Origin of the sequence: Streptomyces sp. NRRL F-2580 (genome assembly GCF_000720115.1) — a bacterium.
Lineage (GTDB): Bacteria > Actinomycetota > Actinomycetes > Streptomycetales > Streptomycetaceae > Streptomyces.
The window spans coordinates 216,539-239,974 of record NZ_JOIR01000014.1 but is presented as its reverse complement, the minus strand read 5'-3'; the positions used below and the strand labels follow the sequence as shown (position 1 = coordinate 239,974).

Annotated in this window: 26 protein-coding genes; 14 read left to right on the top strand and 12 right to left on the bottom strand. The window is 71.8% G+C overall.

The features are described 5' to 3' along the window. The first annotated feature begins 98 nt into the window (after positions 1-98). The 3 genes from IF88_RS0118545 (at position 99) to IF88_RS0118535 (ending at position 4,416) form a co-directional block, all read left to right on the top strand. Entirely contained in the window at positions 99-1,454 is a 1,356-nt protein-coding gene (locus IF88_RS0118545) for a 6-phospho-beta-glucosidase (RefSeq protein ID WP_030713029.1), read from the top strand. A gap of 203 nt (positions 1,455-1,657) precedes the next feature. Continuing rightward, positions 1,658-3,640 (top strand): MDR family MFS transporter, encoded by a 1,983-nt coding sequence (locus IF88_RS0118540; protein WP_078892977.1) that lies wholly within the window; start codon positions 1,658-1,660, stop codon positions 3,638-3,640. Between the two features lie 110 nt (positions 3,641-3,750). Further along, positions 3,751-4,416, top strand: a complete 666-nt coding sequence (locus tag IF88_RS0118535) for a GOLPH3/VPS74 family protein (RefSeq protein WP_030713024.1) — start codon at positions 3,751-3,753, stop codon at positions 4,414-4,416. A gap of 31 nt (positions 4,417-4,447) precedes the next feature. Here the strand turns inward: IF88_RS0118535 and IF88_RS0118530 are convergent, their stop codons facing one another. After that, on the bottom strand, positions 4,448-5,011 hold the full coding sequence (locus IF88_RS0118530; protein ID WP_078892969.1) for a nucleotide triphosphate diphosphatase NUDT15: 564 nt from the start codon (positions 5,009-5,011) through the stop codon (positions 4,448-4,450). Next, positions 5,008-5,628, bottom strand: a complete 621-nt coding sequence (locus tag IF88_RS0118525; RefSeq protein WP_030713018.1) for a helix-turn-helix domain-containing protein — start codon at positions 5,626-5,628, stop codon at positions 5,008-5,010. The genes IF88_RS0118530 and IF88_RS0118525 overlap by 4 nt, the downstream gene beginning before the upstream one ends. Positions 5,629-5,694: 66 nt before the next feature. On the opposite strand from IF88_RS0118525, the gene IF88_RS0118520 reads away from it, so the two are divergent. Both IF88_RS0118520 and IF88_RS0118515 read left to right on the top strand, forming a co-directional pair. After that, positions 5,695-6,762, top strand: a complete 1,068-nt coding sequence (locus IF88_RS0118520; protein ID WP_078892968.1) for an NAD(P)/FAD-dependent oxidoreductase — start codon at positions 5,695-5,697, stop codon at positions 6,760-6,762. A 143-nt stretch (positions 6,763-6,905) separates the two neighbouring features. Next, positions 6,906-8,429, top strand: coding sequence for an NAD(P)-binding protein (locus IF88_RS0118515; RefSeq protein WP_107050562.1), 1,524 nt, complete (start codon positions 6,906-6,908; stop codon positions 8,427-8,429). On the opposite strand, the gene IF88_RS43660 is transcribed toward IF88_RS0118515, so the two are convergent. Continuing rightward, positions 8,318-9,460: an ATP-dependent DNA ligase gene (locus tag IF88_RS43660; RefSeq protein ID WP_234323582.1), complete on the bottom strand. Its 1,143-nt coding sequence runs from the start codon at positions 9,458-9,460 to the stop codon at positions 8,318-8,320. The two genes, IF88_RS0118515 and IF88_RS43660, sit on opposite strands and share 112 nt — an antisense overlap. 75 nt (positions 9,461-9,535) lie before the next feature. On the opposite strand from IF88_RS43660, the gene ligD reads away from it, so the two are divergent. From ligD to IF88_RS0118480, 6 genes are all read left to right on the top strand, one after another. After that, positions 9,536-10,555, top strand: a complete 1,020-nt coding sequence (gene ligD, locus IF88_RS0118505) for a non-homologous end-joining DNA ligase (RefSeq protein WP_030713005.1) — start codon at positions 9,536-9,538, stop codon at positions 10,553-10,555. Positions 10,556-10,688: 133 nt separating this feature from the next. Next, a complete protein-coding gene (locus tag IF88_RS0118500; RefSeq protein ID WP_030713003.1) occupies positions 10,689-10,916 on the top strand; it encodes a hypothetical protein in 228 nt (75 codons plus the stop codon). Between the two features lie 145 nt (positions 10,917-11,061). Beyond that, positions 11,062-11,580 (top strand): hypothetical protein, encoded by a 519-nt coding sequence (locus IF88_RS40500; RefSeq protein ID WP_158754449.1) that lies wholly within the window; start codon positions 11,062-11,064, stop codon positions 11,578-11,580. Positions 11,581-11,764: 184 nt separating this feature from the next. Beyond that, the gene (locus IF88_RS0118490) at positions 11,765-12,277 is read left to right on the top strand and encodes a MarR family winged helix-turn-helix transcriptional regulator (RefSeq protein WP_051837103.1); all 513 of its coding nucleotides are present in this window, start codon (positions 11,765-11,767) and stop codon (positions 12,275-12,277) included. After that, a complete protein-coding gene (locus IF88_RS0118485; RefSeq protein WP_037806229.1) occupies positions 12,274-13,125 on the top strand; it encodes an alpha/beta fold hydrolase in 852 nt (283 codons plus the stop codon). Before IF88_RS0118490 ends, IF88_RS0118485 begins: the two co-directional genes overlap by 4 nt. Positions 13,126-13,221: 96 nt before the next feature. Next, positions 13,222-13,503, top strand: coding sequence for an alpha/beta hydrolase (locus IF88_RS0118480; protein WP_158754447.1), 282 nt, complete (start codon positions 13,222-13,224; stop codon positions 13,501-13,503). 12 nt (positions 13,504-13,515) lie between these two features. On the opposite strand, the gene IF88_RS0118475 is transcribed toward IF88_RS0118480, so the two are convergent. After that, complete coding sequence (locus IF88_RS0118475) at positions 13,516-13,947, bottom strand: TetR family transcriptional regulator C-terminal domain-containing protein (RefSeq protein ID WP_158754445.1); 432 nt, start codon at positions 13,945-13,947, stop codon at positions 13,516-13,518. 171 nt (positions 13,948-14,118) lie between these two features. Between IF88_RS0118475 and IF88_RS0118470 the strand changes: the two genes are divergently transcribed. After that, positions 14,119-14,364 (top strand): WhiB family transcriptional regulator, encoded by a 246-nt coding sequence (locus tag IF88_RS0118470; protein ID WP_030712993.1) that lies wholly within the window; start codon positions 14,119-14,121, stop codon positions 14,362-14,364. Here IF88_RS0118470 and IF88_RS0118465 read toward each other — a convergent pair whose 3' ends face one another. From IF88_RS0118465 to IF88_RS0118435, 7 genes are all read right to left on the bottom strand, one after another. Further along, positions 14,365-14,943, bottom strand: a complete 579-nt coding sequence (locus IF88_RS0118465; RefSeq protein ID WP_030712990.1) for a hypothetical protein — start codon at positions 14,941-14,943, stop codon at positions 14,365-14,367. It abuts the gene before it with no gap. Then, complete coding sequence (locus IF88_RS0118460) at positions 14,940-15,569, bottom strand: hypothetical protein (RefSeq protein WP_030712987.1); 630 nt, start codon at positions 15,567-15,569, stop codon at positions 14,940-14,942. The genes IF88_RS0118465 and IF88_RS0118460 overlap by 4 nt, the downstream gene beginning before the upstream one ends. After that, positions 15,569-16,702, bottom strand: a complete 1,134-nt coding sequence (locus tag IF88_RS0118455; RefSeq protein ID WP_030712983.1) for a hypothetical protein — start codon at positions 16,700-16,702, stop codon at positions 15,569-15,571. The genes IF88_RS0118460 and IF88_RS0118455 overlap by 1 nt, the downstream gene beginning before the upstream one ends. Continuing rightward, positions 16,695-16,997 (bottom strand): hypothetical protein, encoded by a 303-nt coding sequence (locus tag IF88_RS0118450; protein WP_030712980.1) that lies wholly within the window; start codon positions 16,995-16,997, stop codon positions 16,695-16,697. Before IF88_RS0118450 ends, IF88_RS0118455 begins: the two co-directional genes overlap by 8 nt. Before the next feature lie 84 nt (positions 16,998-17,081). Further along, on the bottom strand, positions 17,082-18,053 hold the full coding sequence (locus tag IF88_RS0118445) for an acyl-ACP desaturase (protein ID WP_030712977.1): 972 nt from the start codon (positions 18,051-18,053) through the stop codon (positions 17,082-17,084). A gap of 275 nt (positions 18,054-18,328) precedes the next feature. Continuing rightward, entirely contained in the window at positions 18,329-19,969 is a 1,641-nt protein-coding gene (locus IF88_RS0118440) for an ABC-F family ATP-binding cassette domain-containing protein (RefSeq protein ID WP_030712974.1), read from the bottom strand. Positions 19,970-20,174: 205 nt separating this feature from the next. Next, a complete protein-coding gene (locus IF88_RS0118435) occupies positions 20,175-20,591 on the bottom strand; it encodes an SsgA family sporulation/cell division regulator (RefSeq protein ID WP_030712971.1) in 417 nt (138 codons plus the stop codon). Between the two features lie 428 nt (positions 20,592-21,019). Between IF88_RS0118435 and IF88_RS0118430 the strand changes: the two genes are divergently transcribed. After that, positions 21,020-22,153, top strand: a complete 1,134-nt coding sequence (locus tag IF88_RS0118430) for a WD40/YVTN/BNR-like repeat-containing protein (RefSeq protein WP_030712967.1) — start codon at positions 21,020-21,022, stop codon at positions 22,151-22,153. Between the two features lie 257 nt (positions 22,154-22,410). On the opposite strand, the gene IF88_RS0118425 is transcribed toward IF88_RS0118430, so the two are convergent. Continuing rightward, positions 22,411-22,710: a YciI family protein gene (locus IF88_RS0118425; protein WP_030712964.1), complete on the bottom strand. Its 300-nt coding sequence runs from the start codon at positions 22,708-22,710 to the stop codon at positions 22,411-22,413. A 26-nt stretch (positions 22,711-22,736) separates the two neighbouring features. On the opposite strand from IF88_RS0118425, the gene IF88_RS0118420 reads away from it, so the two are divergent. Beyond that, positions 22,737-23,417 carry an endonuclease V gene (locus IF88_RS0118420; RefSeq protein WP_030712962.1) on the top strand — a complete coding sequence of 227 codons (681 nt, stop codon included), beginning with the start codon at positions 22,737-22,739 and terminating at the stop codon, positions 23,415-23,417. The last annotated feature ends 19 nt before the right edge of the window (positions 23,418-23,436 follow it).

Here is a 23,436-nt window from a genome sequence, read left to right as displayed (position 1 = left end):
GGGCACGATCGTGGTGCGGGGACCGGCCACGGGAGCTGCCACGGCCACCGGCACCCGCGGTGGCCGCTGCACCGGCACGGGCGAAGGGCGGTAGGGACGTGCGGCTGACGATCCTCGGCGGGGGCGGCTTCCGGGTGCCGCTCGTCTACGGAGCGCTGCTCGGCGACCACGCCGAGGGCCGGGTGTCCCATGTGACGCTGTACGACGAGGACCCGGCGCGGCTCACCGCCATGGCCCGCGTCCTCCGTGACCAGGCCGAGGCCGCCGGCGTACCCGACGCCCCGGCCGTCACGGCCACCGGGGACCTCGACGAGGCCCTGCGCGGGGCGGACTTCGTCTTTTCGGCCATCCGCGTCGGCGGCCTGGAAGGCCGCGCCGCGGACGAGCGGATCGCCCTCGCCGAGGGGGTGCTGGGCCAGGAGACGGTGGGCGCGGGCGGGATCGCGTACGGGCTGCGGACCGTGCCGGTGGCCCGCGCGATCGCGCGCCGCATCGCCCGCGTCGCCCCCGAGGCGTGGGTCATCAACTTCACCAACCCGGCCGGACTGGTCACCGAGGCCATGGCCGAGGAGCTCGGCGAGCGGGTGATCGGCATCTGCGATTCCCCCGTGGGACTCGGCCGGCGCGTCGCCCGGCTGCTCGGGGCCCGGCCGGAGGAGGCCTGGATCGACTACGTCGGCCTCAACCACCTGGGCTGGGTGCGCGGGCTGCGCATCGGCGGCCGCGACGAACTGCCCCGGCTGCTGGCCGACACCAAGGCCCTGGAGTCCTTCGAGGAGGGCCGGCTCTTCGGGGCCGAGTGGCTGCGCTCCCTCGGGGCGATCCCCAACGAGTACCTGCACTACTACTACTTCAACCGTGACACCGTACGGGCCTATCAGGAGGCCGAGCAGACCCGCGGGGCCTTCCTGCGCGACCAGCAGCGCGGCTTCTACGCCGAGGCCGGCCGGGACGGGCAGCCGGCCGGGGCGGCGCTGGCCGCCTGGGACCGGACCCGGGCCGAGCGCGAGGCCACGTACATGGCCGAGAACCGCGAGGCGGCCGGCGTCGGCGAGCGCGACGAGAGCGACCTGGAGTCCGGCGGGTACGAGAAGGTCGCGCTCGCGCTGATGCGGGCCATCGCCCGGGACGAGCGGGCGACCCTGATCCTGAACGTCCGCAACGGTTCGACGCTGTCGGTCCTGGACGCCGAGGCGGTCATCGAGGTGCCCTGCCTGGTCGACGCGAACGGCGCCCACCCGGTCGGCGTCGCACAGCTGCCGCTGCACGCGGTGGGGCTCGTGACGGCCGTCAAGGCGGTCGAACGGGAGGTCCTGGCGGCCGCGGCGAGCGGGTCCCGGGCGGCCGCGGTCAAGGCCTTCGCGCTGCACCCGCTGGTGGACTCCGTGGCCGTGGCGCGGCGGCTGCTCGACGGGTACGCGGCGGAGCACCCGGGGCTGGCGTACCTGCGCTGACCTGCCGGCGCTGACCTGCCCGCGCCGACGTGGCCGCGCCGGCGGTCGGGCGCGGCAGGCCGCCGGGCCCCCCGTACGGCGCAGCGCCGCATGCGGTGGGGCGGGTGCGCTGTGAGAGTGCGAGGGTGACCACTGCTCCTGCCGTAGACGCCGCGCCACCCGTGCTCGACCGGCGGCAGCGCAACATCATCTTCGGCACGATCATGCTGGGAGTGCTGCTCGCGGCGCTCGACCAGACGATCGTCGGCACCGCCCTGCCCACGATCGTGGGGGACCTCGGCGGCGGGGACCACATGTCGTGGGTGGTGACCTCCTACCTGCTCGCCGAGACCGTGTCGACCGTCCTGGTGGGCAAGTTCGGCGACCTGTACGGCCGAAAGCTCATCTTCCAGATCTCCGCGATCGTCTTCATCAGCGGCTCCTTCCTGTGCGGCCTGTCCGGCAACATGACGTTCCTGATCGTGTGGCGCGGCGTCCAGGGCGTCGGAGCCGGTGGCCTGATGGTCACCGCCATGGCGCTGATCGCCGACGTGGTGCCGCTGCGCGAACGCGGCAAGTACCAGGGCATGATCGGCGCCGTCTTCGGCGTCGCGACCGTGATCGGACCGCTGCTCGGCGGGTTCTTCACCGACCAGCTGAGCTGGCGGTGGTGCTTCTACGTGAACGTCCCGATCGCCGTCCTCGTGGTCATCGCGGCCGCCAAGACGATCCCGGTGGTGAAGTCCTCGGGCAAGCCGGTCATCGACTACCTGGGCATCGCGCTGGTCGCGGTCGGCGCGAGCGCGCTGATCCTGGCCACCAGCTGGGGCGGGAACGAGTACGCCTGGACCTCGCCGACGATCATCGGCCTGTTCGTGCTCGGCGTCGTCGCGCTGGCCCTGTTCTGCCTCGTCGAGACGCGGGCCGCGGAACCGATGCTGCCGATGCGGCTCTTCGGCAATCCGGTCTTCGCCGTGTGCTCCGTGCTGAGCTTCGTCGTCGGGTTCGCGATGCTCGGTGCGATGACCTTCCTGCCCACCTACCTCCAGTACGTCGACGGGGACTCGGCCACCATCTCGGGTGTCCGGACCCTGCCCATGGTCTTCGGACTGCTGATCGCCTCCGTCTTCAGCGGCAACGTCGTGAGCAAGACCGGCCAGTACCGGATCTTCCCCATCGTCGGCAACGCGGTCACCGGAGTCGGCCTGTACCTGCTGTCGCGGATGCAACCGGGGACCAGCACCCTGCTGGAATCGCTGTACATGTTCGTGCTCGGCACGGGCATCGGCCTGTCCATGCAGGTCCTGACGATCGCCGTGCAGAACACCGTCGACTACGCCGACCTGGGCACCGCCACCTCCGGGGTCACCTTCTTCCGTACGCTCGGCAGCGCCTTCGGCACGGCGGTCTTCGGGACGATCTACGCGAACCACCTCGGGCCGGAACTGAAGGCGGGGATCGCGGAGGCGGCGCGGATCACCGGGCAGGACCCGGCACGGCTGGCCGAGGCCGCGTCGACCCCCGAAGGAGTGCACCGGCTCAGTCCGGAGGCCGCGGCTCCGATCATCGACGCGTACGCGGAGGCCCTGCACACGGTGTTCCTCTGGACCGTGCCGGTGGCGGTCTTCGGGTTCGTCGCCGGGCTCTTCCTCAAACAGGTCAAGCTGCGCGACAGTGCCCGGGCCGGCTCCACGGACATGGGCGACGGATTCGCCTCCCCGGCCACGGCCAGCGGGAATTCGGCCAAGCTGCTGGAGCTGGCGGTCGGCAAACTCGTACGGAACATGGGAGCCGACACGGCGCGCGCGATCGTCGGGGCCTCCGACACCCGGCTGGACATCGCGGGCGCGTGGACGGTGATGCAGGTGGAGCTGATGACCCGGACGGTCGGCACCGCCAGCATCGGGCTGATCGCGGCGCGCCGGTCGGTGCCGCCGGAGGTGCTCCTCCCGGTCTTCGACCGGATGACGGAGGAGGGCTACCTCAGCCGCGAGGGCAGCTTCTTCTCCCTCACCCGGGCCGGGCAGCGGGAGGCCGCGATCATCTCGGCGGCGTGGGCCGAGTGGCTCGGCGACCAGCTGGAGAAGGACAAGGGGCGGCCGCGGAGCGCCGAACTGCGGGTGGCGGCGGACGCGATCGCGAAGCGACTGCTGGCCGAGGATCTGGGCGAGGGGAACTTCGCGCCGAAGGTGGTGGTGCGGACGTAGCGGGGCGGGAGTGGGCGCCGGTCGGATACGTACCGGAATCGGAACTTCCGTCGGCTGTCGGACGTCCTCCCCGACGACACGTGTGGAGTACGGCGGACGGGGGAGCGGACATGGGAATCACGCTGGCCGAGGAGATCGTGCTGCTCTCCCTGGACGACGAGTCCGGAGAGACGCGCCGGCGCCAGTCGGCGGGCTGGGCCGCCGCGGGCGCGATCCTGCTCGAACTGGTCATGGCCGAGCGGGTGTCGGTGGCCGACAAGTACCTGGAGCTGCACGACACCACGCCCACCGGGGAAGAACTGCTCGACGGCCGGATCGTGTCGATGGAGGCCTGGCTGCGCGGACGCGCCAAGCGCCGGGTGACGGACTGGCTGACCAGGGACCAGACCAAGGCGGTCGGCGCCGCGGTGGACCGCCTGGTCGAGCGGGGACTGGTGACGGCGGAAGTGCACAAGGTGCTCGGGATGTTCCCGCACAAGCGCTACCCCGAGACCGACGGCGCAGCCGAGCGCGCACTGCGGGAGCGGCTGCGCGCCGTCGTCATCGAGGGCACCGAGCCGGACGAGCGGACGGCCGGCCTCATCGCGCTGATCCACGCGACGGGCCTGCACCGGCTGGCGTTCCCGGACCGGCGCCGCGACGCGGTGGCCCCGAGGACGGCGGAGATAGCCGCCGGTCAGTGGGCGGCCGAGAGTGTCCGGGCGGCCATCCGCGACATACAGGCCGCGATGGTGGCCGTGACGGCCGTGACGGTGGCGACGACCTTCACGGCCTGAGGCCGGGCCGACTGCGCCGCTTCGAGAGGTCTCAGGCGCTCGCGGCCGGGCGCGTGCCCGCGTTCGGAGTCGCGCTCGGGGCCGGGCCCGTGTTCGGAGTCGCGCTCGGGGCCGGGTCCGGGCTCGTGGTGGGGTAGTCGTACGAGGGGACGTGCGGCAGGCTCGCGAGGTCCGGGCGCCAGCTGCGCAGCACGGCCGCCGACGGCGCGTACAGGGCCGCGGGGATCTCGGCCGGCGCGAACCACTGCCAGCGGGCGATCTTGTGCGGCTCGGTGACGGCGGGGACCCCCTCCGCCGAGGTGGTGACGGCGGCCGCCGTCAGCCGGGTCAGGCCGGACTTCGCGTCGATCTGGACGGAGAGGACGCGGATCGCCTCGGGGGCCGCGCGCAGATCCGTCTCCTCGGAGAGCTCCCGTGCCGCGGCCTGTTCGAAGCCCTCCCCGGGGTCGACCTTGCCGCCCGGCAGTTCCCAGCGGCCGTCGTGTGCCTGGCCGAGCAGCACCCGCCCGTCCGGGCCGATGACGACCAGCCCCACGCCGACGACGGCGTTGGGCTGCGGCACGGCCCGCTCGGGGCGCTCTCCGGTGGTGGTCATGGACGTCCTTCCGGTGAAGTGGTGGGCCGGGCGCGGACGTGGATCCGTTCGCCCTGGGGGCCGAAGAGACTGAGGAACTCCGCTGCCCGCGGCCCCGCGTTGAAGAAGGCGTGCGGGGTGCGCGTGTCGAACTCGGCGGCCTCGCCGGGGCCGAGGACGAGGTCGTGCTCGCCGAGCAGCAGCCGGATGCGCCCGGACAGCACGTACAGCCACTCGTAGCCCTCGTGGACCTGGAGTTCGGGCGGCTCGGGCGGTGGGCTTTCGAGGGGCGGGAGGATCTGCTTGAAGGCGTGCACCCCGCTGAACTTGCGGGTCAGCGGCACATAGGTGCTGCCGTGCCGGACGAAGGGGCGCGGGCGGACCCGGGGATCCCCGGTCTCCGGGGCGCCGACCAGCTCGTCGAGCGCCACCCGGTGCGCCCTGGCCAGCGGAAGCAGCAGCTCCAGCGTCGGCCTGCGCTGTCCGGACTCCAGCCGGGAGAGGGTGGAGAGGGAGATCCCGGTGGTCTCGCTGAGCTGGGCCAGCGTGGTGCCGCGCTGCCGGCGCAGGGCGCGCAGGCGCGGGCCCACGGCGGTGAGCACGCCGGCGAGTTCCTCGTCCTGCTCCTCGGTGGCCATGGCTCCATTTGCCACTTCGGCAAGAACATTTGTCAAGCGGGCGCCTGCGCGCGGACCCTCGGAGGCATGGACAACGCACGGGAACCAAGGAATTCAGGCGACGTGGGGGACGACGTGTTCGACGTGGTGGTCGTGGGAGGCGGGGCCGCCGGGCTCGCCGGTGCGCTGACGCTGGTCCGGGCCCGCCGTTCGGTGCTGGTGATCGACTCCGGCAGCCCGCGCAACGCTCCGGCCGCGCACCTGCACGGATACCTCGGCCAGGACGGGGAGAGCCCGGCCGCGCTGCTGGCCGGGGGGCGCGCCGAGGTGGCCGGCTACGGCGGCGAGATCAGGCCGGGCACCGCCATCGCCGCGGACCGGCTGCCCGACGGGGGCTTCCTCGTCCGTTGCGGGGACGGCTCGACCGTCCGGGCGCGGCGACTGCTGGTCGCCACCGGCCTGGTCGACGAGCTCCCCGCGGTGCCGGGGATCGGGGCGCGCTGGGGCCGGGACGTGCTGCACTGCCCGTACTGCCACGGTTGGGAGGTCCGGGACCTGCCGGTCGCGGTGCTCGCCGACGGACCCGTCGCGGTGCACCAGGCACAGCTCTGGCGGCACTGGAGCGAGCGGACCACCCTGCTGGCGCACACCTGGCGGCTCACCGACGCGGAGCGGGAGCTGCTGGCGGCCCTCGGTGTCCGGGTCGTCGAGGGAGAGGTGACCGGGCTCGCGGTCGAGGAGGACCGGCTGGCGGGGGTGACCCTGGCCGACGGCTCCGGCGTGGAGTGCGCGGCCCTGGTGGTGGCCCCGCGGTTCACCGCCCGCTCGGGAGTCCTGACCAGTCTGGGCCTGCCGACCACCGTCGTGGAGCGGGACGGGCACGCCATCGGCACCTGTGTCGAGTCGGACCCGGTGACCGGCGCGACCGCGCTGCGCGGGGTCTGGGCGGCGGGCAACGTGACCGCCCCGATGGAACAGGTCGCGGGCGCGGCGGCGCAGGGGGTGCGGGCGGCCGTCGCCGTGAACACCGACCTGATCGAGGAGGAGGCCCGCCGGGCCGTGGCGGCCCACCGTGCGGGCACGGGAGCGGGTACGGCGGCGGCGGGTACGGGGGCGGCGGGTACGGGGGCCGGGGCCGGCTTGGTCAGCGGCTGAACAGGGCCGGGCCGGCCCTCGGGCGGGCGCGTACGGCTCGTATCGGACAACTGTGCGGGTTTCGGCCGCCGTCCGTCCGCGCAGGCTCTGGACGGTGTGATCGTCGTACGGTCCGACGGTCCAATGGTTCGGGGGGACGCTCCATGGCACATGTACTGGTCATCGGCGGAGGGGTAGGAGGCCTGGCCATGGCCCTGCTCGCGGCGCGGCACGGACACACGGCGGAGCTCTTCGAGCGCGATTCGCGCGCTCCGGGCACGGCCCTCGACCGCGACTTCTTCGGCTGGCGCCGGCCGACCGTACCGCAGGCCGTCCAGCCGCACGCGCTGCTCGGGGCCGCCCGCAGCGTCCTGCGCGACGAACTGCCCGACGTCTACGCGGAGATGCTCGGACTCGGTGCGCGGGAGCGGCACGAGCTGGACTGGTTCGAGGAGCGGCCGCCCGCTCGCCCAGGCGACGAGGACCTCGTCATGCTCCAGGCACGGCGCATCCTGCTGGAGAGCGCGCTGACGACGGCCCTGCGCGCGGAGGCGGGCGTCGTCGTCCGGTACGGGGAGCCGGTCGCCGGCCTGACCACCGTCCCGGGGCCGGCCGGGAACCCGGGCATCCAGGTGACGGGTGTGACCACCGAGGCGGGGAATTACGAGGGGGACCTCGTGGTGGACGCGGGCGGGCGGCGCGGGGGAGTCGAGCGCAGGCTGGCGGAGGCGGGTTGCCGGCCGCCCGTCGTGGAACGGCACCGCACGGGGCTCGCGTACTTCTGCCGCTGGTACCGGCTGCCCGAGGGCATGGATGAGGGGCCGCGCCGGCCCTGGGCGGTGACCGGCGGCGCCTTCGCCGGGTGCGCGGTGTTCCCGGCCGACAACCGGGTGTTCGCGGTGACGCTGTTCGTGCACACCTCGGACACCACCCGCTCGGCGCTGCGCGACCCCGCCGTCTTCGAGCGGGCGGCCCGTGCCTTCCCGCCCGGCGCGGCCTGGCTGGCCCTGGGGGCCGAGCCGCTGTCGGACGTACGGGCCACGGCGAGCCTGGACAACCGGTGGAGCGCGCTGGTCGACGAGCACGGTCCGGTGGTGACCGGGCTGGTGCCGGTCGGCGACTCGATCACGCACACCAATCCGACGCTGGGGCAGGGCACCTCGCTCGCCCTGTGGGCCGCGCGCCGGGTGGCCCGTACGGCGCACCGGGACCCGGGATCGGCCCGGTTCGCCGTCGATCACCACGACTGGGCGGTGCGGACGCTGAAACCGTGGTTCGACTTCCAGGTGGTCGCCGACGCGGCCATCGGGGAGCGGTTCGCGACCCGGGCCGGGCGGACGGGGACGGCGCGCGAGGCGGCCGCGCTGTTCGACTGCGCGCTGGAGGACCCCGAGGTGATGCGGGCGCGGGCGAGGGTGCGGCACCTGGCCGAGCCGCCGGAGCGGGCGTACGCGGATCCGGAGGTCAAGGCCCGGGTGGCGCGCTGGCTGGCCGAGCGGCCGGACTACGCCCCGCACGACGCGGGGCCGGACCGGACGGAGTGGGAGGAGCTGACGGCGGGGGCGGGTCGGGCCGCTCAGCCGCCGGAACCGGCGGTGCCATGGGTATCGGAGGAACCGGCAGTGCCTGTGGTGCCTGTGGTGCCTGTGGTGCCGGCGGCCGGGCCGAGCACTTCGGCGAGGTCGTAGCCGACGACCTCCTCCAACTGGGCGTAGGTGCAGCTCTCCGGGGTTCGGTCCGCCCGCCAGCGGTGGAACTGCGCGGTGTGCCGGAAACGGTCGCCCTCCATGTGGTCGTACCTCACCTCGACGACCCGCTCGGGGCGCAGCGGCACCCAGGACAGGTCCTTCTTGCCGGTCCAGCGGCTCTGCGCGCCCGGCAGCCGCGCGCTCTCGTGGGCCGACTCCTCAGCCCAGGCGGCCCACGGATGTCCGGCCGGATCCGGCATCCGCAGGGGTTCGAGTTCCTCCACCAGCTCGGCGCGGCGCTTCATGGGGAAGGCGGCGCAGACGCCCACGTGCTGGAGGGTGCCGTGGGCGTCGTACAGGCCGAGGAGCAGCGATCCGACAATCGGACCGCTCTTGTGGAAACGGAAACCCGCGACGACGACGTCGGCGGTACGTTCGTGCTTGATCTTGTACATGAGGCGGGCGTCGGGCCGGTAGGGGAGATCGAGCGGTTTGGCGATCACTCCGTCGAGCCCGGCGCCCTCGAACCGCTCGAACCACTCCTGCGCGAGCGCGGGATCGGTGGTCGCGGGCGCGAGATGAACGGGGGGCCGAGCGGTGGAGAGTGACCGGACCAGGGCGGCACGGCGGTCGGTGAGCGGTGTGTCGAGGAGCGACTCGTCGCCGAGCGCGAGCAGGTCGAAGGCGACGAAGCTGGCGGGGGTGGTCTCGGCCAGCAGGGCGACACGGGACTGCGCGGGATGGATCCGCTCGGTCAGCCGGTCGAAGTCGAGCCGCCCGCCGTGAACGATCACGATCTCGCCGTCCACGACGCAACGGTCGGGCAGATTGGCCTTCAGCGCCTCTGCCAGCTCGGGAAAGTACCTGGTCAGGGTCTTGCCCGTGCGGCTGCCGAGCTCGATCTCATCGCCGTCGCGATGGACGATGGCCCGGAAGCCGTCCCACTTGGCCTCGTACTGCATGCCGGGTGGGATCTTCGCCACGGACTTGGCGAGCATCGGTTTCACGGGCGGCATCACTGGCAGATCCATGCCTTCGATTCTGCGGTGGTACGTCCGGCCGCGCCCGGTATGCGCGCACGGGCGGGCCCGCCTACCGTGGCGCACATGGGTGCTGCCGGTAATGCGATCGAGCTGGACGCGGGCGGGCGGACGGTACGGCTGTCCAGCCCGGACAAGGTGTACTTCCCGGAGCGCGGCCTCACCAAGCGGCACGTGGCCGAGTACTACCTGGCGGTCGCGGACGGCATCACGCGCGCCCTGCGCAACCGGCCGACGACCCTGGAACGCTTCCCGGACGGGGTGGAGGGCGAGTCCTTCTTCCAGAAGAGGGCGCCGAAGAACCTTCCCGACTGGATCCCGACCGCCCACATCTCCTTCCCGAGCGGCCGCTCCGCCGACGAGATCTGCCCGACCGAGCCGGCCGCCGTCCTGTGGGCCGCCAACCTGGGCTGCCTCACCTTCCACCCCTGGCCGGTACGCCGCGAGGACACCGACCACCCCGACGAACTGCGCATCGACCTGGACCCGCAGCCGGGCACCGACTACCACCACGCGGTGGCGGCCGCCCGCGAGCTGCGCGCCCTGCTGGAGGAACTGGGTCTGCGCGGCTGGCCCAAGACCTCGGGCGGGCGCGGGCTGCACGTCTTCGTGCCGATCGCCCCGCGCTGGACCTTCACCGAGGTCCGCCGGTGCGCCATCGCCCTCGGCCGGGAACTGGAACGCCGGATGCCGGGCAGGGTCACGACGGCCTGGTGGAAGGAGGAACGCGGCGAGCGGATCTTCGTCGACTACAACCAGACGGCCCGCGACCGCACGATCGCCTCCGCCTACTCCATCCGCCCCCGCCCGCACGCCCCGGTCTCGGCACCGCTGCGCTGGGACGAGGTCGACGACGCGGAGCCCCGCGACTTCGACATCGTGACGATGCCGGCCCGCTTCGCCGAACTGGGCGACCTGCACGCGGACATGGACGACCACGCCTTCGCCCTGGACCCCGTACTGGAACTCGCGGCCCGCGACGAACACGAGCACGGCCTCGCCGACATGCCCTACCCCCCGGACTACCCGAAAATGCCGGGCGAACCCAAACGCGTCCAACCCAGCCGCGCCAAGCACGAAGACTGACACCGGCCTCGGGCCGGTCGACGACGGCGGCCTCGAGCGTGCGGCTCTGCGCGAACGACTGCATCCTTTGGCCTACTGCGTTTTCGGCCTTGTGGAGGACGATCTTGCGGCACCGCCGCGAGAAGGTTGATCCGTGCGAACAACCATCGGATACACCCTCGAAAGCATCGGCTACGTCGTAGGAGCCCAGGGGCTTGTCAGCTTCACTTCGCAGACCTTCTTCGGCACGGAGTGGGGCTGGTTGCACAAGGTCGTCGACCTTCCGTCCCCCGCTTACCTCGGCATCGTCGTCCTCGGACTGGCGCTCATCGTCGGCGGGGTGAGGACGCGGAGAGCGCCCGAGCGCCAGCAGCCCGCCTGACCGGCGGCCACCGAAGAGAGTCGGTGGCGGCCTGCCGACCTGGGCGGACCATGTTCGTTGAGAACGATCTGTCTGCCGTTGATCACTCTGGATCAGAGCAAGTGCCTTGCAAGACCACGCGATCCTGATTGACCACGCGGACGACTTGCTGGAGACCGACTTCCTCGGAACGCTCGTCTCGGTCTTCGTCGACGCAGCCTTCAAGTCCAACCTCCGGCTGGATGCCGACGGGGAGCTCGATGAGTGGCGGCAGCGGATCGCCCAGCACTTCGTCTTCCTCCTGGACCACACGGCACCGGTTGTCTTCACGGAGCCGGCGGCTCGCGGCACGGACGTGGCGGTGGCCCTCTCGGAAGGCCGCTTGCTCGCCACGTTGACCGATTGGCCCGGCTCAGATCCCGGGTCCGCTCCCTGGACGGCCGGCCCTCTTGCCTTCGCGGACGATGAGATCCTCAGCGGCCTGATCGTGCGAGGCATCAAGCTGTTCCGCGACCACCTCGGCTGCTCGATCCACGAGGCCATGGACATCTTTCAGTCCCGCTATGAGCATCTGCGCCGAGAACGTCCGGCGGGCGGCCAGGGCGATACGGATGCGGATCATGGCAGGAGTCCTTTGCTGGTCGGAGCGTTCGGGTGGCCCGAACCGGTCTGCATCCCGCGGTGATGCGTTCTCGGTTCCTCCAGCCGGTCGGTGTTCCCTGCCGGCGATCACTACTTTCGCCGCTGGTCAGGGGCGTTGGAAGAGCTTCCGGGTGGACCGAATGGGCCGTGACCCTTTCCGTCCATCGCCCCTGCAGTGGGCGGTTCACCCGTGGCCATATCGACATCTAAGCTGTCATGATGACATCATGAGTGTCAGTCAGCGCACGAAGGATGAGCCCCCGTTGGGGCCTCTGCTGTACGAGGTGATCCGCAGCCTGTGGCCGCTGCACCGCACGGTCGTGCGTGCCGTGGAGCGGGAGCTGAGGGGGACGGGGATGACAGCTGGGCAGCATGCGGTGGTGGACGAACTGCGCAGGGGCGGCCCCCGAACGGTTCCTCAACTGGCCCGCCTGCTGGGCCTGGACCGGCAGCCGGTCCAGCGTCTGGTGAACGATGCGACAGCTTTGGGGCTGGCTGAGAGCGCCCCGAACCCGGAGCACCGGCGCTCGCGCCTGATCCGGCTCACCCCGAAAGGGGAAGCCACCATCAGGGACATCCAGGAAGCCGAGGAAACCGAACTGCGGCGCCGACTGTCCGATCTCACCGCCGGTGATGTCTCGACGGCCCTGCACGTACTCCGTCGCCTTGGCGAGGAGTTCAAGGACCTCGCACAGGATGCCCCGCCGCACCCCACGGATCGAGGAGACGACACACCATGACGCAGGCGCGGACACACGCCGTCGCAGCCGCCACCGTGCCCGTCGAGGCGGGCGGGCTCTTCTACGAGTCGGCCGGCGAAGGACCCCCCGTGGTACTGCTCCACGGCGGCATGCTCGACCTGAACATGTGGGACGAACAGTTCTGGTGGCTCGCGGGCCAGGGGTACCGCGTCATCCGCTACGACGCCCGCGGCCACGGGCGCTCCTCCACCGTGGCTGGGGACTACGCCCACCATGACGATCTACACGCCCTGCTCACCCACCTCGATGTCCCGTGCGCCACGCTCATCGGGCTTTCCCTCGGGGCGCGGACCGCCATCGATACGGCGCTGGTTCATCCGGAGTCGGTGTCGGCGCTGGTCCTTGCCTCGCCCGGGGTCAGCGGCCGGCCCTTCGCCGACCCCTACGTCGCGCACCACACCGCACTACAGATGGCCGCGATGGGCGACTCGGACGGCGGAGCGCAGCGGTTCGTGGAGCACTTTCTCCGGATGTGGGTGGACGGGCCGTACCGAGAGCCGTCCCAGGTCAGCCGCACACTGCGCGAGCGGATGCATGCGTCGGCGTCCGCCAATGTCGTCCGGCACGCCCGCGGGCTCGGGGCGGGGATACCGAGAGAAATCGGAGCAGCGGACCGGCTGACCTCCATCGGCGTCCCCACCCTGGTTCTCGACGGAGAACTCGACAGCAGTGACATCTCGTCGAACACCCAGGCCATCGCCTACACCGTTCCCGATGCCAGGCACCAACGGTTCGCCTCGGCAGGCCACATGGTCAACCTCGAGAGCACGGCGCTCTTCAACCTCGCCGTCAAATCCTTCCTTGCGTCCACAACTGACCTCAACTGAGCACGTTCACCTGTACCGGCGTGAACACATGTGGGTGTACGCCGAGATGCCGTGCACCAGCAGGTCGGAGTGTCCGGCAACGGGTCAGGGGCACCGGTGCCGGGACGTAACGGCCGCAAACCCGCGAGCCCCCGCGCCCCGGACCTCACGGGCGCCCGCCGTCACACGGACATGCGGGCGCCGATCCTGCTCGTTCACGACACGGACGACGACGTGGCCGCCCCCTCCCAGGCCCGCGCGTTCGCCGACGCCTACGGCCCGCAGGCCCGTCTGATCGAGACCACTGGCCTGGGCCATCGCCGCATCCTGGCCGACCCCGAAGTCATCGCGAGCGCGGTCGAGTTCGTGATGTCCGAAACCTTGGCGCGTCGGGTGTGAGGAGCGGCGGCGTCAGGAAGGTGAGCCGAAGGCGGGCGGCCGTTCCGGGAGCTCGTCCGGAGCGGCCGCCGCCGCACGCAGCCGGCCAAGGATCCCCCGGCCGGCCCGCTCGTACGCCATCGGGTCCCCGTGCAGCACGGAACGCGCGTTGGCCAGCTCCATCAGGGCGGTCACCTCGCAGGCGAGCTGCGGCACGTCCGCCGCCCCGGCCTCGTTCCGGAACCCGCCGGCGAGCCGCGCCTCTTCGAGCACCCGCTCCACGTCACGCGACCAGTCGGACAGAGCCTCGGCGATCTCGTCGCGTACGGGGCCGGGGCGCGCGTCGTACTCCACGGAGACGGAGTAGAAGAAGCACCCCCCGGGGAAGACGCGGCGCCCGGAGTAGTCGAGCCAGGCCCCGCACAGCCACCACACCTTGGCGAGACCGGCCGCTTCCGCGCGCACGGGCCCCACGAAACGATTGGCCGCGTCTGGTTGCCGCTCTCCACGCGTCCGTCAGCCATGGGCCCATCCCACCGAACGCCCGGTCGTTCATTTAGTGGGGAGGGGGAGATCCGCCGGGGTGTTGATCAGGCGTTGATCGGACGTCCATCCGTGGCGGTCAGTATCTGCGGCATGTCGATGAACACCACTGAAGCAGCCACTGACACCGCCTGGTACGAACTCGCCCTGTGCGCCCAGACGGGTCCGGGCTTCTTCTTTCCGGAGCCGGGCTCTTCGCTGCGCGACGCGAAGCGGTTGTGCGGGGCGTGCGAGGGGCGGGCGGCGTGCCTGGAGTACGCCTTGGCCAATGACGAGCGCTTCGGCGTCTGGGGCGGGCTCTCGGAAGCCGAGCGCCTCGCCCTCCGCCCCCGCCGCTGATCAGGTCCGCGTTCCTTTGCCGTTTCGCCCCATCAACCCGGCCCGCCGGGCCAGCTCGTCATCGCCCCCGACCCACCCCTCGCCGGGCACCCTGTCGGACACGACCCGTACCGGACGGTGCCCACCCACGGGCGACGCGACTCCTCCGAAGCGAGGGTCCCCGGCGAACCAGATCGTTCCGTTGCCTCCGTCGTCCCGGTCTGTGAGTTGAACAGGGAAGGGGAACATGCGCAGCGCGGGCGAGAAGTCCTGTGCGAAGGCGACCGCGATGAGCGAAGGACGCTGCGCAACGTGCCGGCAGGGCAGCTCGCGCCAGGGGTACGCCTGGAGCACGGAAGCGACACGCCGCCGGGTGCAGTAGGCGATGACGACCACAGGTAGGAACGGGACGATGATGATGATCACGGCGCTGAGCGGGAAAACCGCTCGGGTGATCACGTGTAGTCGAAGGCCTGCCGACAGGATGACGAAGGTGGACGTCAAACCCACCAGCCAGGCGCCACGGCGGAAGGCCAACCGCCTGTAGCCGGCCGCCGTCGGGGGGTGGTCCCACGCTACTTTGGTGACCGGGGCAGTCACAGCAGCACCTCCAGAATGCGTGATGTGGCTGCCGGAGGCGGGGGACTGGCTTCGGGGTCCGGGTCGGGGTCGGAGAAGGCGATCGTGTAGGTGATGGCCTCCAGAATGCTGGTGTAGGCCTCGCTGTTGCCGATCGCAGCGCTGGTCAGGTCCAGGATGAGAACGCGCCGTCCTTGTGCGTGCGCGGTGATCGCCCTGGCCTGAAACAGTCGGTTGTCCGCTCCGGGCAGTGAAATCAGTCCAGCGACCAGGTAGCAGGGCAGCGACGAAGGCAGCTCGATGACCGTGCGCGTCGCATCGCACCAGAGTGCGGAGCGAGAGATGGCCAGGGATGTCTGCGCGACGGCCACACCGGAGTTCGGGTGTTGGGCAGGACGAACGGTCAGTGAGAAGAAGGACGTCGACACACCGAGGACGTCGTCAGGGTGCAGGCCGATCGACGTGTGCACGACGTGATGGCCTGAGAGGCCGTCCAGCCCACCCATGAGCCGTGTGACGTCGGTCCTTGCTTCCGCGCTCTCGAGAGCATCCGCCATGCACTCCAGGGCGTGCCTGTCGTCAGAGCTGACGGTGTGGAAGCCGGGTGGGAGCTGAAACCACAGCGGTGGCACCGTCTCGTCGTTCATCAAGGCCTCATCGCCGTCCATACGCTGGCCGTTTTCGCGGCGGCGGAAGGGCCGTCGTCCAAAACCCCGCGGGCACCATCCACAGCGGTCGAGGCGTGCTCGACGGAATCGCTGTCCGATAGATAGCCGGCGCTCGCCGTCACCGCCCCGAGAGTCGGTGCGGCCAGGCCCACGGACTTGGTGACGGTCGGGTTCGTGCTCCGGACCGTCCAAGTGATCAATGGGTTGTCGACTTCCTGCATGGCGAGGCCCGTTGACCATGTCGTGCTGCGGAAGGAGGTGGTGCCTGCGCTGAGGCCGGTCAGGGCGCTGGCTTCGGGGGCGGCGGTCATGGCCGCGCGGGCGGCGAGGGTGCCGGCCTTGGCGCCCGAGGCGACCGCGGCCACGCCCGGGACCGTGCCGGCGGCGTCGCCCAGGAGGGTCACGCCGCTCTTCCAGAAGTCCGCGTCGAACTCGCCCTTCGTGGCGCCGTCCAGCAGCGGTTTGCGGAACTTCGGGTCCGCCAGGTGCACGGTCAGGGCCGCCAGGGACAGGCCGCCCGCGACCAGCATCACCGCCAGGCCCGCGGGCGGGCAGAACAGTGCCACGCCCGCACCGATCGCGCCCAGGATCGCCGACGCGTTCGACAAGGCGTCGCCAGGGTCTTCCGTGATCTTGTGCCAGATCGAGGACAGCAGGCCCGGTTCCTTCGGGGCCAGGCGGTCCGTCGCCGCGTTCAGGGTGCGGGCGACGCGACTCGCCGCCGCCGCGTGTTCGGCGGCGAGTTCGCGGGCCAGGCGGCGGGCGTCGGAGAGGTCCTGCTCCGTCTTGGCCGCGGCGGCCCGGGCCTCGTACCGGGCGGCCAGCGCGCGGTGCGCGACCAGGGTGTCGTGCCAGCCGGTGAGCCGGCGGGCGGCCTCCGCGAGGGAGGTGTGGGCCGCGCCCAGGTAGCGGGGGAGCTCCTGCGAGAGGGAGGCGCGGAAGGCGGTCGCGGCCTCGCCCTGCCACTGCGCGCTGTGGGAGACGAGGTCCTTCACGACGCGCGAGGCCTCCCCGAGGGACTGCGCCGACGCGCCGAGCTTCTTCGTCAGCGCCAGGACCGCGGCCGGATCACCGGGCGCGGGGTCGAAGCCCAGCGCCGCGTGGTCAGCCATGCGCGGCCGCCACCCGGCGGAAGGCCGCGCGGACGGCCTCCTCCAGCTCCGCGTACTGCGCGGCGCTGCGGTCCACGCCCTCCCGTACGGTCTTGACGCGCTTGGTCAGCTCACGCGTGCCGTGGGCCCAGCGTTCCTGGAAGCCGTCGCACGCCGCGTCGAGGTCGGCCGTGCCCAGCTGGTCGGCCCGTACGTGGTCCAGCGCGCGCCGTGCCTCCCGCAGGGAGACCAGCGAGGAGTCCAGGGCGCGCGTCAGACGGGTCAGCTGGTCGATGTCCACCTGGAGCGAGGTCATGACGCGAAACCCTGGCAGAGCAATGCTCTGCCAGGGCAATCGGCGTCACTCGCCAGAGGGAGCGGAAACCGGTCAGGCCTGGGGTCAGCCCTTGCGGGCCGCGATGCGGGCCGCGCGGGCGGCCAGGCGCTCGTCGAACTTGCGGGCCTCGCTGTCCAGGCCGTTCATGAACAAGCCGAGCTCCTCCTGGGCCTTCTGGCCCTCGGGGCCGAGGCCGTTGATGTCCATGATCTTCAGGAAGCGGATCACGGGGCTCAGTACGTCGTCGTGGTGGATCCGCAGGTTGTAGACCCCGCCGATCGCCATCTGCGCGGCCATCCGCTCGAAGCCGGGCATGCCGTGTCCGGGCATCCGGAAGTTGACCACGACGTCCCGCACGGCCTCCATGGTCAGGTCCGGGGCGAGCTCGAAGGCCGCTCCCAGCAGGTTGCGGTAGAAGATCATGTGCAGGTTCTCGTCCTGCGCGATGCGCGCCAGCATCCGGTCGCAGACCGGGTCACCGGACTGGTGGCCGGTGTTGCGGTGCGAGATGCGGGTGGCGAGCTCCTGGAAGGCCACGTACGCCACCGAGTGGAGCATGGAGTGGCGGTTGTCGGACTCGAACCCCTCCGACATGTGCTGCATGCGGAACGCTTCCAGCTTGTCCGGGTCCACGGCGCGCGAGGCCAGCAGGTAGTCGCGCATCACGATGCCGTGGCGGCCCTCCTCGGCCGTCCAGCGGTGCACCCAGGTGCCCCAGGCGCCGTTGCGCCCGAAGAGGCTGGCGATCTCGTGGTGGTAGCTGGGGAGGTTGTCCTCGGTCAGCAGGTTCACGACCAGCGCGATCTTGCCGATGTCGGTGACCTTGGACTGCTGCGGGTCCCAGGCTTCGCCGTCCTCGAAGAAGCCCGGGAAGTTCCGGCCGTCGCTCCACGGGACGTACTCGTGGGGCATCCAGTCCTTGGTGACCTTCAGATGGCGGTTGAGCTCCTTTTCGACCACCTCTTCCAGCGCGAACAGCAGCTTGGCGTCGGTCCACGCCTCCGAGCTGCCGAGGTGGGGAGAGGTGATCGTCACGGGTACTCCTGGGTGCAAAGCGAATTACCTACGGTTCCGTAGCCTACGGAGTCGTAGGTTAAACGCGACATCAAGGCCAGCCAACCCCCGGGCAGGTGTATGTCCAGTTACATCCAGTTATCTGTGCAGTTTACGGGGGGTGTGAGGGGCGTCTGGGGACGCAAAATGACGCCGTCAGGGGGATCGAAACTTTTACCCTTGACGGCCGGAACGGGTTCCGCTTCGCCGCCGCCCGCCGCGTCGGACGTCCGCGGGCGGCGGCGATACGGGCTCGCTCACCCGTGCCAGAGGGTCTCCCGGACCTCCTCGGCCGTGGTCGGCCGCAGTTCCCCGTCCAGCAGCAGCCACCGGGTGATGCCGATCGACTCCAGGAACGGCACGTCGTGGCTCGCCACCACCAGGGCGCCCTCGTAGGACTCCAGCGCCCCGGTCAGCTGCCGCACGCTCGCGAGGTCGAGATTGTTCGTCGGCTCGTCGAGCATGAGCAGCTGCGGGGCGGGCTCCGCCAGCAGCAGCGCCGCCAGCGCCGCCCGGAACCGTTCGCCGCCCGACAGGGTGCCGGCCGGCCGGTCCGCCCGGGCGCCCCGGAAGAGGAAGTGCGCGAGCCGTGCCCGGACCAGGTTGTTCGTGGCCTGCGGGGCGAACCGCGCCACGTTCTCCACGACCGACCGGCTCTCGTCGAGCACGTCCAGCCGCTGGGGCAGGAACCGCGTGGTCACATGCGTCACCGCCGCCCCGGACTCGGGCGCGAGCTGCCCCGCGACCGTGCGCAGCAGCGTGGTCTTCCCCGAGCCGTTGCGGCCCACCAGGGCGATCCGCTCCGGCCCCCGCAGCTCCCACTCGCCCGGTACGCGGGCCCCGTGGACCAGGCGCAGATCGCTCAGGGTCAGCACGCGGCGTCCCGGTGGGACCTGGGTGGCGGGCAGCTTGATCCGGATCTCGTCGTCGTCGCGCACCGCCTCCACCGCCTGGTCGAGCCGCTCCTTCGCCTGCGCCAGCTTCTCGGTGTGCATGATCCGGTGCTTGCCGGCCGACTCCTGCGCCGCCCGTTTGCGCGCGCCCATCACGATCTTCGGCTCGCGCTTGTTCTCGAACATCTTCTGGCCGTACCGCTTGCGGCGCGCCAATTTGACCTGCGCGTCGGCCAGTTCGCGCTTCTGTCGCTGTACGTCGTTCTCCGCGACCCGGACCATCCGCTCGGCCGCGTCCTGTTCGGCGGCGAGCATCTCCTCGTAGTCCGTGAAGTTCCCTCCGTACCACCGGACTTCGCCGTCGCGCAGATCGGCGATCTGGTCGACCCGTTCCAGCAGTTCCCGGTCGTGGCTGACCACGAGCATCACCCCGGACCAGGACTCGACCGCCGCGTACAGCCGGCCCCGGGCCCGCAGGTCCAGGTTGTTGGTGGGCTCGTCCAGCAGCAGGACGTCGGGCCGCGCGAGCAGCAGGGCGGCCAGCCGCAGCAGCACGGACTCGCCGCCCGAGAGCTCGCCGACGGTGCGGTCCAGGGCGATCCCGGCGAGACCGAGCTGGTCGAGCGCGGCCAACGCCCGCTCCTCCACGTCCCAGTCGTCGCCGACCGCGGTGAAGTTCGCCTCGGTGGCCTCGCCCGCCTCGATGGCGTGGAGGGCGGTGCGGACGGCGCGGATGCCGAGCGCCTCGTCCACGCGCAGCGCGGTGTCGAGGGTGACCGTCTGGGGAAGGTAGCCGACCGAGCCGGAGACGGACGACTGCCCGCCCGACGGGGTCAGTTCACCGGCGATCAGCTTGAGCAGGGTGGACTTCCCACAGCCGTTCAGGCCGATCAGACCGGTGCGGCCGGGGCCGACGGCGAGCTGGAACCCGTCGAAGACGGGAGTGCCGTCGGGCCAGTCGAAGGACAGGGCGGAGCAGGTGATGAAAGCAGGGGCGTGGCTCATGGAGGCCTCCAGGTTGCGTGAGTGGTGCGTGCAACGCGGGGAGACAGCCGACGCTCAGCCGGTGACGACGGGGGTCACGGTGGTCGGTGGTCGGTGTCTCGGACCTCAGAAGAGCAATGTCCTGCTCCGTTTCGACGGCAATGTGTCGTCAACGAAGCTACGGGCGGCCGGAGCCGCCCGCAATCGAATAACCGGCGGGCCGGGTTCAGCAGGTGTCGCGCATCAGCTCGGCCAGGCTGTGGTCCATGTCGAGGTACAGGTGCTCCAGGCCCGGCGGTACCAGGGTCGCCGCCCGCTCCAGGAAGTGGTGCAGCTCGGCCGTCAGCATCAGCACGATCGCGACGCCCTCCGCCGCGTGGAACTCGATCGTCGTCCGGTCACCGTCGTACGGGCGCACCCGTACGTCGCCGCGGCCCGACGGGCGGTCCAGCCCGGACTCCAGCAGCTCGCGCGAGAAGGTCCACGAAACCTCGATCCCCTCCAGCGTCGCCGGGGCGGGGAAGGCCATCCGCACGGCGAACGGATCCGCACGGTCGTAGCAGAGGGTGACGGGAACGGTCTCGACCTTCGGCGCGGTGGCGACCAGACGGGCCTGTGCGGCCTGCTCGATGACAGTGATCAAGGCTCACTCCCTTGCGGCGGATCTGCTGCCGGGCTTTGGGGTGGAGTCCGGCAACCCGATAGACGCCGGAATCGGCAAATCCGTGCATGGGCAGTTGCGTGAGCTGTGTCACCGATTGGCCTGAACCCATCTGTGTGATCGCACAGAGTGACCGTGAGAGGGAAGCAGCCCGAAGGACGGCCAGTGGTTCCGGCGGGACCCGGACGGGCCGCAGAAGGGCTGGTTACCGCTCACTCCACAGGCCCAAAGCACGGCCCGGGACACGCTGCGCACCGTCCCGTCCGCCGCGATCGCACCGGCTCGCCGCGCACCCCGCACCGGCTCGCCGCGCACCCCGCACCGGCTCGCCGCGCACCCCGCACCGGCTCGCGGCGCACCCGGGGAGGCACTCTGGACGGCGAAACCGGGGTGCGTTAGCTTCCGGCGCCATGAGACTTCTGGATGTGGGAGCGGGCCTGTGCGCGGCAGCCCTGGTGGTGGGGGCGCTGGCCGCCCCCGCTCAGGCCGGGACGGCCCCGGGGAACCCGGCGGGGGAGCCCTCCGAACCATCCGCCGGGGCCCCGGTGGCGCAGGACTTACGGGGCGCGGGCTGGGGGCTGAAGGAGACCGGGAAGACCGCACGCTTCCGGGGGCTCGCGGCGGTCAGCCGGAGCACGGCCTGGGTGGCCGGTTCCCAGGGCACCGTGCTGCGCACCGTGGACGGCGGCCGCAGCTGGCAGGACGTCTCGCCGCCCGGCGCGGTCGCCGAGGGGCTGGAGCTGCGCGACATCGAGGCCTTCGACGCGCGGCGCGCGGTGGCCCTGTCCATCGGGGAGGGCGAAGCCTCCAGGGTGCTGCGCACCGAGGACGGCGGCGCGACCTGGACCGAGACCTTCCGCAACCCCGACCCGCGCGCCTTCTACGACTGCCTGACCTTCTTCGACGCCCGGCACGGACTGGCGATGAGCGATCCGGTGGACGGCAGGTTCCGGATCCTGTCCACGGACGACGGCGGGCGGAACTGGCGGGTCCTGCCCGCCTCGGGGATGCCCGAGGCGCTGCCGGGCGAGGCGGGCTTCGCCGCGAGCGGCCAGTGCCTGGTCAGCGCGGGCCCGCGCGACGTCTGGCTGGCCACCGGCGGCGGGGCGAACGCGCGGGTCCTGCATTCCGCGGACCGCGGTCTGACCTGGCGGGTCGCCGAATCCACCGTCCCGGCGGGCGACCCGGCGCGCGGGGTCTTCGCCCTCGCCTTCCGCGACCGTACGAGGGGACTCGCGGTCGGCGGCGACTACCGCACCGGGCAGGCCTCCCCGCAGGCCGCGGCCGTCTCCTCCGACGGGGGACGCAGCTGGCGGCAGGCGGCGGCCCCGCCGCCGGCGTACCGCTCGGGTGCGGCCTGGTTCCCGTACGGCCGGGGGACGGCCCTCGCGGTGGGACCGACGGGCACGGACGTGACCACGGACGGCGGCCGCAGCTGGCGGCCGCTGGAGCCGGGCTCCTTCGACACGGTCGACTGCGCGGCGGACACCGGGTGCTGGGCGGCGGGGGAGAAGGGCCGGGTGGCGCGGCTGGAGCGCCGCTGACCGGCCGCGCCCTCCACCGGGCGCGCCCTCCACCGGCCGCACCGTCGCGCCGGCAGCCGCACCGCCGCGCCGACGAGATCCGGAAGAGACGGCCTCAGGGCTGTCCCGTAATCCCCGGCGGGCGCACGACGCCGGCTACGGCACCTCGCTGCGTTGTCGGAACGCCCGAATACGCCCAGTATGGGGGCGCCCCTCCGCCTTGCGATACACCGCATCTGACGCCGTGCGCTGATCCACCGGGGATTACGGGACAGCCCTTAGACCACCGGGTTCTCCCGCACCGTGGCCAGGTCCGCCGAGGTCTTCGTGGCGAGGAACTCGGTGATGCGGTAGGTGCAGACGCCCGCCACCGTGAAGGGGTCCTCGGCCGCGATGCTCTCGATCTCGGCCCGGGACACCCCGCCCGCCAGGATCACGCCCCCGTCGCGCGGGACCTTGCGGCCCGACGCGAGGAAGACGCCCGCGGCGTAGTGGCCGTCCAGCCAGGCGATGTGGGCGTCCAGCTCCTCCTCGACGGCCTCGATGGGTGCGGTGTAGGTGAGCTCCATGACGAACATGATCGTCAGGCTACTCTCGCTCCATCATGACGAGTGTGAAGACCCCTGCCGATGAGGCCGAAGCCCGGGCGATACAGGACGAACTGCGCCATCAGGTCGTGCTCACCGAGCCCGGCCCGCCACCCGGCCACGGGCTGGTCACAGGGGTGGACGTGGCCTACGACGACGAGCGCGACCTGGTCGCCGCCGCGGCCGTGGTGCTCGACGCCGCCACCCTGGAGGTCGTGGAGGAGGCCACCGCCGTCGGGCACGTCAGCTTCCCGTACGTGCCCGGGCTGCTGGCCTTCCGCGAGCTGCCGACCGTACTGGCCGCCCTGGACGCCCTGACCACCGGGCCCGGCCTCGTCGTCTGCGACGGCTACGGCCTCGCCCACCCGCGCGGCTTCGGCCTCGCCTGCCACCTCGGCGTGGTCACCGGGCTCCCGACGATCGGCGTCGCGAAGAACCCGTTCACCTTCACCCACGAGGAACCGGGCGCCCGGCGGGGCGACGCCGCCGCGCTGCTCGCGGCCGACGGGGCCGAGGTCGGGCGGGCGCTGCGGACGCAGGACGGGATCAAGCCGGTCTACGTCTCCGTCGGGCACCGGGTCTCGCTGGACAACGCCTGCGCGCACGCCCTGGCCCTGAGCCCCCGCTTCCGGATCCCCGAGACCACCCGGCACGCCGACTCCCTGTGCCGCCGCGCCCTGCGCGCGGCCACCGCCTGAGTCACCGCCGGGCCACCGC

What these genes read in the sequence shown, in the direction of transcription:
- IF88_RS0118430 (WP_030712967.1), top strand. Translation starts at nt 21,020, where the DNA reads ATGAGACTTCTGGATGTGGGAGCGGGCCTGTGCGCGGCAGCCCTGGTG.
- IF88_RS0118515 (WP_107050562.1), top strand. Translation starts at nt 6,906, where the DNA reads ATGGCACATGTACTGGTCATCGGCGGAGGGGTAGGAGGCCTGGCCATG.
- IF88_RS0118440 (WP_030712974.1), bottom strand. Translation starts at nt 19,969, where the DNA reads ATGAGCCACGCCCCTGCTTTCATCACCTGCTCCGCCCTGTCCTTCGAC.
- IF88_RS0118420 (WP_030712962.1), top strand. Translation starts at nt 22,737, where the DNA reads ATGACGAGTGTGAAGACCCCTGCCGATGAGGCCGAAGCCCGGGCGATA.
- IF88_RS0118530 (WP_078892969.1), bottom strand. Translation starts at nt 5,011, where the DNA reads ATGACCACCACCGGAGAGCGCCCCGAGCGGGCCGTGCCGCAGCCCAAC.
- IF88_RS0118540 (WP_078892977.1), top strand. Translation starts at nt 1,658, where the DNA reads ATGCTGGGAGTGCTGCTCGCGGCGCTCGACCAGACGATCGTCGGCACC.
- IF88_RS0118490 (WP_051837103.1), top strand. Translation starts at nt 11,765, where the DNA reads ATGAGTGTCAGTCAGCGCACGAAGGATGAGCCCCCGTTGGGGCCTCTG.
- IF88_RS0118470 (WP_030712993.1), top strand. Translation starts at nt 14,119, where the DNA reads ATGTCGATGAACACCACTGAAGCAGCCACTGACACCGCCTGGTACGAA.
- IF88_RS0118485 (WP_037806229.1), top strand. Translation starts at nt 12,274, where the DNA reads ATGACGCAGGCGCGGACACACGCCGTCGCAGCCGCCACCGTGCCCGTC.
- IF88_RS43660 (WP_234323582.1), bottom strand. Translation starts at nt 9,460, where the DNA reads ATGGATCTGCCAGTGATGCCGCCCGTGAAACCGATGCTCGCCAAGTCC.
- IF88_RS0118525 (WP_030713018.1), bottom strand. Translation starts at nt 5,628, where the DNA reads ATGGCCACCGAGGAGCAGGACGAGGAACTCGCCGGCGTGCTCACCGCC.
- IF88_RS0118460 (WP_030712987.1), bottom strand. Translation starts at nt 15,569, where the DNA reads ATGAACGACGAGACGGTGCCACCGCTGTGGTTTCAGCTCCCACCCGGC.
- IF88_RS0118455 (WP_030712983.1), bottom strand. Translation starts at nt 16,702, where the DNA reads ATGGCTGACCACGCGGCGCTGGGCTTCGACCCCGCGCCCGGTGATCCG.
- ligD (WP_030713005.1), top strand. Translation starts at nt 9,536, where the DNA reads ATGGGTGCTGCCGGTAATGCGATCGAGCTGGACGCGGGCGGGCGGACG.
- IF88_RS0118450 (WP_030712980.1), bottom strand. Translation starts at nt 16,997, where the DNA reads ATGACCTCGCTCCAGGTGGACATCGACCAGCTGACCCGTCTGACGCGC.
- IF88_RS0118535 (WP_030713024.1), top strand. Translation starts at nt 3,751, where the DNA reads ATGGGAATCACGCTGGCCGAGGAGATCGTGCTGCTCTCCCTGGACGAC.
- IF88_RS0118520 (WP_078892968.1), top strand. Translation starts at nt 5,695, where the DNA reads ATGGACAACGCACGGGAACCAAGGAATTCAGGCGACGTGGGGGACGAC.
- IF88_RS0118425 (WP_030712964.1), bottom strand. Translation starts at nt 22,710, where the DNA reads ATGTTCGTCATGGAGCTCACCTACACCGCACCCATCGAGGCCGTCGAG.